This window comes from Anoxybacillus sp. J5B_2022, from assembly GCF_026847645.1.
Taxonomy (GTDB): Bacteria; Bacillota; Bacilli; order Bacillales; family Anoxybacillaceae; genus Anoxybacteroides.
The window spans coordinates 1-11,967 of sequence record NZ_JAPSMC010000074.1; the positions used below are offsets into that span (position 1 = coordinate 1).

Here is an 11,967-nt window from a genome sequence, read left to right on the forward strand (position 1 = left end):
CACGCATCCATAAAACCAGCAAAAAAGTCAAAGTCGATGTCAATCCATCACGGATTCAGGAGAGTGTTAAACTTCCAGATAAAGGATATAGCAGGCATTATAAGTATTTGAAAGCAACGCCTTTACCAATCGCTCCTCTTTTAGAACAAAAACGCATTGCCGAGAAACTTGATAACCTGTTAGAGAAACTAGAGAAAGAAAAACAATTCATTTTAGCAGTGGAAGATAAGCTCGATTTATTAAAGCAATCCATCCTCTCCCAAGCCTTCCGCGGCGAGCTTGGCACAAATGATCCGAACGATGAGCATGCGATTGAGTTGTTAAAGGAAGTGCTATTGCAAACAAGCGGACAGTCATAGTGCTGTTCGCTTGTTGTAATATTACTGAAAGTGTAATTTTTAATTGTGGCGGGGGATAATTGTGGAAATTTACTCTTAACCTTTAGATGTATCTGCCATGCGATGTTATATAGAGAGAATTTGTCTATTGAAGAATTGAGGAAGATTGCAGAAAAACATGGAGAGCGGGAATTTTTATAGTTGACTGCTTTTAATCGACATTTTTTGTATTGATTAGACGGGAGTTAGTAAAACCCCTGTCTTTTTTTAATTTTATGACAGATTTCGACACCATTTTTTGTTTAGTTTTGTTATATTACCCATATAAATACTATTTTTTTAAGGTGTGTCCAAACCAACTTAGCCTACGGCTATTAGATTTATGATCAGAGCACTGCATGTAGATGAAAGAAGGGGGAAACGAGTTTGAATGAAATTGATTGGTTTGTAAGTATAATGACGAAAGAAGATATGGTTTTTATTATAAAAGCCATGAAAATACCGATTGATGGATTCCAAAAAAACCCTGAAAAAGCACCACTCTCAAAGTTAGAAGCAAGCATTAGAGATATTTTGTATGGAGGAAGCCGAAGAAAAAGGAGAAAAGATTCTTTTGTTTATCCTAATTTTGTAAATTTTGTAAAGGATGTTGTCTTAAAAAGAAGGGAAGATATAGAGAAAGAAGACATTGAGAAATTCTATATGCAAATGGAATTAGATGAGGGGCTTCGCTCATTTGAAAAAATCGCATTATTTCAAACACTATACCCGATACAATATAAAGAGCAATTTCCAAAGTTGGTCGAAAATAGTAAAAACAAGCGCCCCCTGTTTTTTGGGTTTCTAAAAGAACTTGATCCCGTTGTGAAAATTGAATCACTTGTAAAAATTGCTACTCCTTCTGAATTGTTTGAGAGCGAGAAAGAGAACATTCATTCATGGATAGCAACAGAATTTAAAAAAGAGGAATTGGACTATTTTAAACAAATAGTGTCTACAGCAACGGATGAAAATTTTTCGTATAGCTTATTTTCCAGGAACGATAAAGAAAAATTTGCACTAACTTTTTTGTTCTTAGGAGAAAACGTTCGATATAAAAAACAACAATATGAGAAACTTGTCTACTATGTGTATCAAAATTGGCGAAGTCTTACGATAGACAAAATATGTGAAATAACGGAAATGCAAAAAGGGGAGGTTGAATCACTATGTAAGGAACTAGAGAATGAAAAGAAAAAATTACGCAGGGTGAATAGTGAAAAAGAACAAATAGAAAATGAGTTGAAGAAACGAAAAGAAGAAATTACGCAAGTAAAAAAAGCAAACGAACATTTCAAAATAACTATTGAACACTTAAACAAAAGCATAGGTGTTATTACAAATGAGTGTAACCAACTAAAGCAGCAGAACGAATGTTTGCAACAAAAAGTTGACAGATATAAGGAAATTATTACGGTAGTGCAGTTTCTATTTAATGATTGTAAATGGAAAGTTGTAACAAATAATAGTAGAGATTTTTCATTACTATCCTCATTATTTAAAGAATGTATTATGGCGCCGCAGACGTTGCAAACGATGATAGATAAAGGCACGATTGGCGAGCTAAGGCAATATACGTTATTTGTTTCGCGGCTATCCTTCACATCCTCTAAATTATATGTTGATTTAATGGAATCTCTGCGAAAACATCAAGTTAAGACAGAAGAATTATTAAGTAGTTCTGAAATAGACAACTTAAAAAGTATAATTGGTAAATTATTAAGTAAAGAAGGAGAAATGATATGGTAAAACTACTTTCATCCAAACAAGAAAACGATATAAATCAATATTGTTTCTTGATAGGGAAAATCCCAAAAGAAAATGTTAACCTGCATCAAAGTTCAAAAATCGGCATTGATGACGCAGGCATTACACTGCATAAACATGATCCAGAAAAGATTGTTGTTCATGTGCAACCGCTATGTGCTGAGCCGTTACCTATCGAAAAAGATCTACTAAAATTTTCCACTTCTTGCTATGTTACAACAGACAATAAAAACAAGGGATTTTACCCAAACAACCGATACGATGATGTACAAGAGAGAATGGCATATTTGAAAGAGAATTTTGAAGGGAAATTAATTTTGTTTCGTCCAAAACTTACAAGGAGACGCGAAGATGAACCAAGTTTTGATACATCACCTTATCACTATAACTTTAACTACGTGTTGAAAGAAGATGCAACAGAGGAAGAGTTAAACGACACATACGTTGCCATTCCTAAGTACGATAAAACGAAAACACATACTCAATTTGAACACACTCTAAAAACAAAAAAACCGTTTCAGTTAAAATTTCATCCTTCGGCATACATGGATACACCTGAATTTATTTATTGTGATGGATATTTATATAATATAAAAAATACAGATACACTAAAACCAAGCCCACAAAATATCTTTACTTACTACGCTGTCAATCCAGAAGAAATTACTAGAATTAAAGCCCCAGATGATTGGAATAGTATGACAAAGCTTGCGATTGAAGAGTTAGTATTTGTATCACGAAAAAAAGTACAGGAACTAATTGATTTAGTTGATGAGAAAGGCGTTTCTATCACAAAAATTGGAAATGAAAATGATGCTGAGGAGATTATTCAAAGTCAAGAAGAGTATTCTTTGAAAAATATAGAAGATCTGAAACAAGCAGAGGTAAAATCATCTATCAAGGAATACGAGTTTTTAGAAAAATTTAAACAAACAGTAGCCAAACGCGGTTTACATTTATCTGATGAAACATTATTTAATTTCCATACTTGTATGAAAACATCAATGATTAATATTATCGGAGGTATGACAGGAACAGGAAAATCACAATTAGTAAGAGCCTATGCTGACGCACTAGGGTTAACTGGTAAGGGTAAGGATTTCGATTTTTTATATATCCCAATCAGTCCTTCATACACAGAGCCTGCTGATGTTTTAGGTTATTTAAACCAGCAAACAGGAATATTCATGGAATCGGAAACGAGATTGGTTTCTTTTTTGCGAAGAGCTTCAGAAAATCAGGAACGCATGTTTTTGGTATTACTGGATGAGATAAATCTTGGTCAAGTGGAACATTACTTTTCGCCATTTTTATCGTTATTGGAAATGGACGAAGAGGATCGTGTACTTCGATTATTTAGTGAAACATCGTTTTGTCACGATGAAAATTTACGTATAGGTATACCGATTCGAGACAATATTCTTATCATAGGTACAGCCAATTTCGATGAAACAACCCGTGATTTCTCGCCTCGGCTACTGGATCGTTGCAACGTTATTACATTGGAAAAACAACCATTCAGTGAGTTGTTAGAACACGAGTTAGGGGAAAAATCGGAATTAATGCCTATTTCACGAATCCAGAAAGCAGATTTTCGTGACAATTGGACAAAGCCTACTAGGGGATTTGGAGGATTGAAGCGAGAGGAATTAATACTTCTCGACAAGTTGCATGAGGTATTGAGCGAGTTTGATTCACAAACAGGGGTTTCTTTTCGTATAGCTCACTCTATATCTCGTTACATGCTTAATATTCCGGAAGATGAAGAGCAGCGTAAAATGATTAAAAGGCAGCGTGCGTTTGACTATCAAATTAAACAACGGATACTCACCAAAATTAGGGGACATAGAGATCAATTAGAAATGTTAATAGGTTATTACGACTTTGAACAAAGCAAGTATTATGCAGGTAAGTTATATCAAACGCTCGAAGAATACAAGGAAGAGCTATTAGAAGATATTTCTCTATGTTTTATAGAAAAAAAAGCAAAAGAGTTGACGCGAAATGGCTATACTTTATAAAAATAAACAAATACCTATCACACTTCAATTTGTAATGAGTGGGGAAGTAACTTCTTCACTAACCTTCCATACCCTTTATGACGTTTTATTACCTAATCAACAACCAGAAGTATTTATAAACGAAGGTATGTCGATCGGTGTGAGGTTTTATATTGATGAGGAAATAAAACATTTACCAAACGCTTCATTACAAATTGAAACATCTTTGTACAATGACAATGGGAAAACGGATACTATCAAAATTCCTATACAATTTGAAAATTGTATAACGTGGTTATTCCAATATAATCGAAATGAAGAATTCCCGTGGAGACTTGGAATCTATCGAGTGACGTTAATTTACGAAGGGACAACCTATTACACATTTTTTGGTGTGAACCCTATACATTTAAATAAGCAACAAGTTACACGCATTCATAATTTCCTAAAACAGGAACTAGACAGTTTGTGTTACGATTTAGTGTTTTCTAATCATTCTCAATCGATTGATCATTTTTTAGATGAACGCACCGAATGGTATTTTATTTATACAAAATGGCTAAAAAGACATGAAGATTTAATATATCAATTGTTAATGCAATTGTGCCGAAATGTAAAAGGTTATACTAAAACAACATACCTAGAACAACCGATGCTAAGAAAGCAGGATCATAAAACTACACGTTGGCAATACACAACAAAAGGTATTTCTGTGAATAAGGGAAACCATCCAATGATTTTTTACCTAAACAAACAAAAAGAATTAGATATTAATACAGCTGAGAATCGATGGGTTAAAACCACTATGGTTTCATGGGCTTCGTTAATTAAAGAAGCTGTGCGTCAAATGCAACAGAAATACAATGAACAAAAAAATAATATTGCAAAACTAGAACAGTTGCTGCAAGAGGAAAATGCAAATAAAGAAGCGATAAAAAAAGTACGTAATATTGCTTTATCAGTAAAAGAAGCTTATCAGACTCGTATAACAGATTTATCTCGAAAGAAAAAAGAATCAGAGAAATTTGCACAATATTTGTATATGTCTATTAACATCGCACAAAGAGTATATTACCAATTTTCATATGTATTAACGCAAACAGACTACCGGTTCATTGAACGTGGAACAAAGCGTCCGGTTATAAAAGATTATACAGCTCATCTTTTCATCGATCTGTTTGAGAAAGGACAGATAAAACTTAGAGGTTTGGAAAATGAAGAGAATACTCTTGTGCCTGTCTTAAAACCAACATGGCAGTTATTCGAGTTATATGTTTTATTCAATGTTATTAGAATATTTAAAGAAATCGGTTATACTCTGAAAACAAATTTACAAGATCAGTTTACACCAAAACGCGAATTTATTGGTGCATTTGATGATGGGGAATTCTTTGTATTGGAAAATGAAACATCGTTTATTGAAATTTGGTATGAGAAACAAGTAACTATTATCGAAATTGCAGAAAAACAAGGAGAAGCATTTTGGGTAGATGATCGTAGTGGCGTTGTTTGTCCTGATATTCGAGTGGATTACTACAAAAAAAATGAGAAAGATGAGGAATTTATGGGCTCTCTAATAATTGAATGTAAACATAGGAAGTTGAGAGATTTGTATCTTCCAAACAGTTACTCGAGTACAGAAGCACAGATTGGTAAATACAGGAATATTTTATATTTAAGGGAAAATGCTCATCGAAATTTAAGAGAGCGCTCTGCTGTAAATCATGTACTCTGTGTTTTTTCAGGCACGAAAGAAGATCCACTCGAAACTAAGGGGAGAAGAGGAAAATTTTATAGACTTTTTCCTTCTCTAAGTGACGATGAGCTAAATATAGTTGGTTATGACATGCTTAAAGAAGAAGTTATACAATGGGTACAAGCAACCCAAGCTCGACAGTTTTTTTGATGCTGTGGCTGTCATGCCTTGGATACGGTACCTGTCACGCCTGTTTAGTGCAAAATGAAAGTACAGAGTTCTGCAACAAAAAAGTGCAGAGCCTCATGGCATAAAAAAAGGCTTGCCAGCTCCTAAAATACCCTCTACTGTTTAAGGTTGTGAAGAACAAAACAGTGGAGGTAATGAAAGGATGCTAGCAATGCCTGAAATTCATCATATCAAACATTTGCGTGAAAAGAAAGGGTTATCGCTTTCCGAAATTGTCCGTAGGACGGGATTTAACTGGAGAACAGTCAAGAAATATGCGGATGGCGACATTTCGATCAGACAAAAAATAAAGAGAAAACGGGGAATGATGGAGGAAGAAGGATACGGTCAAATCATCGATGATTGGCTGGAGGAAGACGCGAAACTGCCAAGAAAGCAACGGCGGACGAGCAAGAAGATGTATGAGCAGTTAAAGCACGAACATGGATTTAAGGGGTCTTATCGAACCGTTTGCGCCTACGTTCAAAAACGAAGACCTCAGCTTAAGCTGGAGAAGGAACAGCGTTACGAGAGGCTGGAACACCCTCCGGGGGAAGCGCAGGTGGATTTCGGCACCATGTCCGTTGTGACGAAGGAGGGAAAAGAGGAAGACCGATCCATTCTGATTTTGAGCTTTCCGTACAGCAACGCCGCGTATGCGTATCCATTGCCGGCGGAAAACAGCGAATGTTTTCTTTACGGGCTCACTCAGCCGCCAAGCCGGAGGCGTCCCGAGAAAACTGCGCATCGACAATTTGGCGGCGGCGGTGGTTTCGATCCGAAAAGGAGGCGAACGTCAATATACGGAAGCATTTGAGCGATTCCGGCTTCATTACCGGTTTGACGTACAGGCGTGCAATCCGTATAGCGGACACGAAAAAGGGAATGTCGAACGGAAAGTTTACTATACTCGTCAACACTGCTTTGTCCCTGCTCCGTTGATCGAGGGGGATGAAGAACTGGCGGAGTGGCTGCATCGCAAGATGATCGAAGATCGAGCCCGCCCCCACTATGAAAAAGGGAGAACCATTGAGGAATTATGGCAGGAAGAACAAAAGGAGTTGCTTGTCCTGCCGGAGAGAGATCTCCCGATCTTCTCCTTCCATCACGCCAATGTCAATAAATACGTAAGCGTCAAACTCTTCCCACCTAGTTTTGCCTCTGTATCCATGCCATAATTTCTTTAGAAATCTTAAATTAAAGGAGTTTTGGTATGGATAAAAACGAATTGAGACGTGAATGGGAACAGCGCATCGCCGATTACAGGGCAAGCGGTCTCTCACGAGCCAAATGGTGTCAACAACATGGGTTAAAGGCTCATCAGTTGAAGTACTGGCTCAAACGAATCGAAGGTTCCAACGCTACACCAAATCCCTCTACAAAATGGGCATCCGTTGTGATGGCAGATGCATCGTTTTCTGAAGAGGATTCCATCCAAGTGAAAATCGGTGAATGTTCGATCGAGGTGAAGCAAGGGTTTAACCCTTCACTTTTGGCTGATGTGGTGAAGGTGTTGAAAACGTTATGTTGAATGCGGCCACGGTGACCCATGTGTACCTCGCACGAGGGAGTACGGATTTGCGAAAATCCATCGACGGATTGGCAGCTATCGTCCAAGAAACATTCCAGCTTGATCCCTTTTCTTCTAGCCTTTTTGTGTTCTGCAATCGTGGGCGGGATAAATTGAAAATTCTTCATTGGGATCATAACGGATTTTGGCTATATTATCGACGACTCGAACGTGGAACCTTTGATTGGCCTTCTAATGATCGCTCGGAACCTTTACAAATTAGTCCACGCCAATTACGCTGGCTGCTCGATGGACTATCGATGGATCAGAAACAAGCTCACTCTTCTGTAACCGCAAAGAAAGTTATTTAACTAATAAAAATTCAGGGAATTCCGCTGTTTTGTTGTATAATGAAGATATGAAAACAACAGCGAAATTCCCTCATTCTCATCTTACAACTGAAGATCTCCTTAAACGCTTAGAAATGCTGGAAAAGCAAAATGCGGAATTACAGGCGGAACTAAAAAAGCAACAGGAGTTGGAAGCCAAATTAAAATGGTACGAAGAACAATTTCGCCTTCTGCAGCACAAACGCTTTGGCGTTTCAAGTGAAAAAATCCATCCTGGTCAATTGGAACTATTCAACGAGGTAGAAAACGAATCGAACCTTGAATTGCCGGAACCTACGTTGGAGTCCATTCGTTATCAGCGCCGTCGGAAAACACGCGGTCACCGCGAAGCGATGCTGGAAAACCTGCCGGTGGAAACGGTCGAATACCGTTTATCCGATGAAGAGCAGGTCTGTTCGTGTTGCGGTGGAACGCTACATGAAATGAGTACGGAAGTACGCCAAGAACTTGTCTATATTCCTGCGGAATTAAAAGTGGTGAAGCACGTGCAATATGTCTATGCTTGTCGCCATTGTGAGCACCATGAGATCGAAACGCCTATTCAAACAGCGCCTAGACCGAAATCGGTCATTCCGGGAAGTTTCGCCTCTCCTTCTATTTTGGCACATATTATGACGCAAAAATATGTAGAAGGGCTCCCATTATATCGTCAAGAAAAACAGTTTCAACGAATGGGCATGCCTCTTTCTCGTCAAACCTTTGCCAATTGGATGGTCAAAGGAGCGGAACAATGGCTGAGTGTGCTGTATCATCGAATGCATGAACTTCTTCTGGAGATGGATATTATTCATGCCGATGAAACCACCCTTCAGGTTCTTCAAGAACCTGGAAGACCAGCTACTTCCACTTCCTATTTGTGGCAGTACCAGACAGGGATAGAAGGGCCGCCTATCATCCTTTATGAGTATCAGGAAACGAGAGCAGGGGAAAACCCAAAGAATTTCCTGAACGGTTTTCAAGGCTATTTGCAGGTGGATGGATACGCAGGGTACCATCAAGTGCCGAACGTAACGTTGGTTGGTTGTTGGGCTCATGCGCGTAGAGGATTTACAGACGCATTAAGATCCATGCCTGCCAATAGCGTGGCCCCAGTGACCGCAACGGAAGGGCTGAATTTCTGTAACCAACTGTTTGCGGTGGAACGCAAATTAAAACAATTGGATCCTAAAGATCGGTATGAAGAACGTCTAAAGCAAAGCAAGCCTATCTTAGACGCTTTTTTGTCATGGCTGCAAAAGCAAAAACAGCACGTGTTGCCAAAGAGCGCATTAGGAAAAGCCATTTCGTATTGTCTGAACCAATGGGATAAATTAGTGGCCTTTTTAGAGGATGGGCGACTGGAGATCGATAATAATCGCAGCGAACGCTCGATCAAATCGGTGGTCATCGGAAGGAAAAATTGGCTTTTCGCGAATACACCACAAGGTGCACGGGCAAGTGCCATCATCTACAGCATAGTGGAGACAGCGAAAGCGAATCAACTAAATCCGTATTACTACCTTCGCTATCTTTTTGAGAAGCTTCCCAATATGGATTTGTCAGACAAGCACGCATTGGATCAAATGCTTCCTTGGTCAACCACACTCCCTGTTTCATGTATTGCTTTTCATCAGCTAACTAAATAATACCCTAAGCCCCGACCTCCCAGAAGGTGGGGGCTATTTGACGTTTACATAAATACGGGGAAGTAACGGTGGATGGGGAGGCGTTTGTGGTTCATGGGATCCCGGTTCCCAACCGTGTCCTTGTCAAAAAGGAATGGGATCGTTTCATGGTATTGTCCCAGGAAGGGGAGGTGTACCTGGAAGCGCCAAGGCCGTACACGAAAAAGCAACGGGAGCTCCCTTGGAAGGACATTTTGGCGGAATGGGCGCAAAAGCCTCGGGTGGTGGAGTATTCGCGGTTTCGAGTTTACTTGCCGGAGGCCATGAGGAAATACTTCATGGAACAACCGAAACAGACGGCATCACGCATTCGAGGGGTGCAGAAGCTGCTGGACCGGTACACCGTCTATGAGATCGCCCGGTGGCTTGACAAGTATCAACGGTGGGATTTGGCGCCCCATGAGATCGGGGTGTTGATGGAGGCGAAGCGTTCGGAGTATCCCGCGAAATGGGAAGAAGCCTATACCCCTTCCGTTTTAGTCGACTATGAAACCGATTTACATGTGTATGATCAACGTCTTTGTCCGTCAAGGGAAGGAGGAAGCCGGGCATGAAGATGGATGTAAAAGAGATTTGTAAAGCCCTGCATTTGGCGTACATCGCGGATCGATTCGAGGAGGTGACCTACGAGACCAAGGAACAGTTTTTGCGTGATGTGTTGGTGTTGGAGCTGTCGTTCCGTCAGAAAGCAAAACAGGCTCGATTGATCAAGAAGGCGAAGTTCCGGGAGTTGAAATGGCTCAAAGATTACGAATGGTCGGATCAGATTCATTGGCCGACCACGACCTCGAAGGAAGAACTTTGCGACCTTCGCTTTTTGGAGCAAAAACAGAACGTCCTGCTTTTAGGTTCGCCGGGAACAGGAAAAACCCATCTCGCCACCGCATTAGGATTAAAAGCGTGTGAACGGGGCCATGAAGTTCGGTTTTTCCGTGTCGCCGATCTTGTCGCCCAGCTCGAAGAGGCGTTAAAAGACGGCACCCTCGGACGGCTCAAACGGCAAATCGACACATGCGAGCTGTTGATTTTGGACGAACTCGGCTATGTACCTTTCCAAAAGCAGGGATCGGAACTGCTGTTTCACATCATTGCCGATTGTTATGAACGAAAAAGTGTCATCGTGACATCGAATTTAGAGTTTGGACAGTGGAATCGAGTGTTTGGGGACAACCGCCTGACGGCAGCGCTGGTGGATCGTTTGGTCCATCACGCCCACATTCTCGCGTTTACGGGAGAGAGCTACCGCTTGCGGCACGCGCTTTCTGCCGTTCAGTCGCTCCCTTCTCACTCGGTTGAAAGGTAAATTCATTGAGCCGGCAAGCCTATGTATTTTTTCTTGCAATTCTCTGCACTTTTTGCTTGCAAAAAACAAGAAATACCGCCGCGACATGAAACGATCACCGGAATGGCCGTGGCTCATGATGTTATCGGCCGTAGACAGCCGAACAAAGAAGGTGGATGAAGAGATGTTTCGCGAATTGGAGGGAATCGCGATGACCGAACAAGAAATTTTAGAAGCATTGGAAGAGTGGCAAAACTTAAGCGTCGATCCAGAAAATCGCTATGCCTATGAAATGCGGCTCAAATGGCTGCTTGACCAGCTGTCCAACATCCGCGGCGAACGACAGGCGGGGTTGGAAGAAGGGTTAAAGAAAGGACTGGAAGAAGGGTTGAAGAAAGGAATAGAAGAAGGATTGAAAATAGGATTGGAACAAGGTCGAGAAGAAGGACGGGAAAAAGGTCGAGAGGAAGGCATGAAGGAAGTGATTGGGAAAATGATCGAAAAAGGGATGAGCATTGCCGAGATTGCCAATATACTTGATTTGACGGAAGAAGAAGTGAAAGGAAGAGTGAAAAATCAATAAGAAGAGGTTTCTGCGATCCCGTTTGTTAAAGAGTTACATCGGCTATCATTCTTTCTTCGAGGTGATAACAATGAAATGGCAGGAAGTGCGTACATTGTATCCAAATCAGTTTGTAAAGCTACACATATTGAAATCTCGTTTACATGGAGACAAAGAGATTATTGAAGAAGTAGCTGTTGTTGGTACAGTTCCCGATGAGAATGCCACTCGCGAGTTGTTGCAATCGAAAGGAAACGAACTCGTGTATCATACGAGTCATGAGGACATTGTTTTGCAAGTGAGAGGAATGATTAGTTTGAGAGGAAAGGCTCGCTATGCAGATTGAATATCGCGACGGTTTATTGTTTACGTCAATTGAAATTGTTTATCGTGGGAAAACGAAGAGGATTGATAATATGGTTATTGATACTGGTGCTGCTAAAACATTAATCTCGCAACATGCAGTAGAAG

General features: G+C 40.1%; 10 protein-coding genes and 3 pseudogenes. All 13 read left to right on the forward strand.

Annotation, left to right across the window (positions count from 1 at the left end; translation table 11 throughout):
• Positions 1-359, forward strand: a pseudogene (locus M4I42_RS14940) (hypothetical protein); the annotation flags it as partial.
• A gap of 405 nt (positions 360-764) precedes the next feature.
• Entirely contained in the window at positions 765-2,126 is a 1,362-nt protein-coding gene (locus tag M4I42_RS14945; RefSeq protein WP_268852883.1) for a hypothetical protein, read from the forward strand.
• A complete protein-coding gene (locus tag M4I42_RS14950) occupies positions 2,120-4,165 on the forward strand; it encodes an McrB family protein (RefSeq protein WP_268852884.1) in 2,046 nt (681 codons plus the stop codon). The genes M4I42_RS14945 and M4I42_RS14950 overlap by 7 nt, the downstream gene beginning before the upstream one ends.
• A complete protein-coding gene (locus M4I42_RS14955) occupies positions 4,149-6,050 on the forward strand; it encodes a DUF2357 domain-containing protein (RefSeq protein WP_268852885.1) in 1,902 nt (633 codons plus the stop codon). The genes M4I42_RS14950 and M4I42_RS14955 overlap by 17 nt, the downstream gene beginning before the upstream one ends.
• A gap of 181 nt (positions 6,051-6,231) precedes the next feature.
• Positions 6,232-7,225 (forward strand): annotated as a pseudogene (gene istA, locus M4I42_RS14960) (IS21 family transposase); the annotation flags it as partial.
• 56 nt (positions 7,226-7,281) lie between these two features.
• Positions 7,282-7,599, forward strand: a complete 318-nt coding sequence (gene tnpA, locus M4I42_RS14965) for an IS66 family insertion sequence element accessory protein TnpA (protein WP_268852886.1) — start codon at positions 7,282-7,284, stop codon at positions 7,597-7,599.
• Positions 7,593-7,949: an IS66 family insertion sequence element accessory protein TnpB gene (gene tnpB, locus M4I42_RS14970; RefSeq protein ID WP_268852887.1), complete on the forward strand. Its 357-nt coding sequence runs from the start codon at positions 7,593-7,595 to the stop codon at positions 7,947-7,949. The genes tnpA and tnpB overlap by 7 nt, the downstream gene beginning before the upstream one ends.
• A gap of 113 nt (positions 7,950-8,062) precedes the next feature.
• Positions 8,063-9,613, forward strand: coding sequence for an IS66 family transposase (gene tnpC / locus M4I42_RS14975; RefSeq protein WP_268852891.1), 1,551 nt, complete (start codon positions 8,063-8,065; stop codon positions 9,611-9,613).
• Between the two features lie 317 nt (positions 9,614-9,930).
• Positions 9,931-10,206 (forward strand): hypothetical protein, encoded by a 276-nt coding sequence (locus M4I42_RS17195; RefSeq protein ID WP_268852888.1) that lies wholly within the window; start codon positions 9,931-9,933, stop codon positions 10,204-10,206.
• On the forward strand, positions 10,203-10,955 hold the full coding sequence (gene istB / locus M4I42_RS14985; protein WP_268852889.1) for an IS21-like element helper ATPase IstB: 753 nt from the start codon (positions 10,203-10,205) through the stop codon (positions 10,953-10,955). Before M4I42_RS17195 ends, istB begins: the two co-directional genes overlap by 4 nt.
• Positions 10,956-11,040: 85 nt before the next feature.
• Positions 11,041-11,517, forward strand: coding sequence for a hypothetical protein (locus tag M4I42_RS14990; protein WP_268852890.1), 477 nt, complete (start codon positions 11,041-11,043; stop codon positions 11,515-11,517).
• A gap of 70 nt (positions 11,518-11,587) precedes the next feature.
• Positions 11,588-11,842: a hypothetical protein gene (locus M4I42_RS14995; RefSeq protein ID WP_066324826.1), complete on the forward strand. Its 255-nt coding sequence runs from the start codon at positions 11,588-11,590 to the stop codon at positions 11,840-11,842.
• Positions 11,832-11,967, forward strand: a pseudogene (locus M4I42_RS15000) (aspartyl protease); the annotation flags it as partial. The gene M4I42_RS14995 and the pseudogene M4I42_RS15000, both read left to right, overlap by 11 nt.

Excerpts from the sequence above, each read along its gene's own strand:
- M4I42_RS14950 (WP_268852884.1), top strand. The coding sequence starts at position 2,120 with ATGGTAAAACTACTTTCATCCAAACAAGAAAACGATATAAATCAATAT.
- tnpA (WP_268852886.1), top strand. The coding sequence starts at position 7,282 with ATGGATAAAAACGAATTGAGACGTGAATGGGAACAGCGCATCGCCGAT.
- tnpC (WP_268852891.1), top strand. The coding sequence starts at position 8,063 with ATGCTGGAAAAGCAAAATGCGGAATTACAGGCGGAACTAAAAAAGCAA.
- M4I42_RS14955 (WP_268852885.1), top strand. The coding sequence starts at position 4,149 with ATGGCTATACTTTATAAAAATAAACAAATACCTATCACACTTCAATTT.
- M4I42_RS14990 (WP_268852890.1), top strand. The coding sequence starts at position 11,041 with ATGAAACGATCACCGGAATGGCCGTGGCTCATGATGTTATCGGCCGTA.
- tnpB (WP_268852887.1), top strand. The coding sequence starts at position 7,593 with ATGTTGAATGCGGCCACGGTGACCCATGTGTACCTCGCACGAGGGAGT.
- istB (WP_268852889.1), top strand. The coding sequence starts at position 10,203 with ATGAAGATGGATGTAAAAGAGATTTGTAAAGCCCTGCATTTGGCGTAC.
- M4I42_RS17195 (WP_268852888.1), top strand. The coding sequence starts at position 9,931 with ATGGAACAACCGAAACAGACGGCATCACGCATTCGAGGGGTGCAGAAG.
- M4I42_RS14995 (WP_066324826.1), top strand. The coding sequence starts at position 11,588 with ATGAAATGGCAGGAAGTGCGTACATTGTATCCAAATCAGTTTGTAAAG.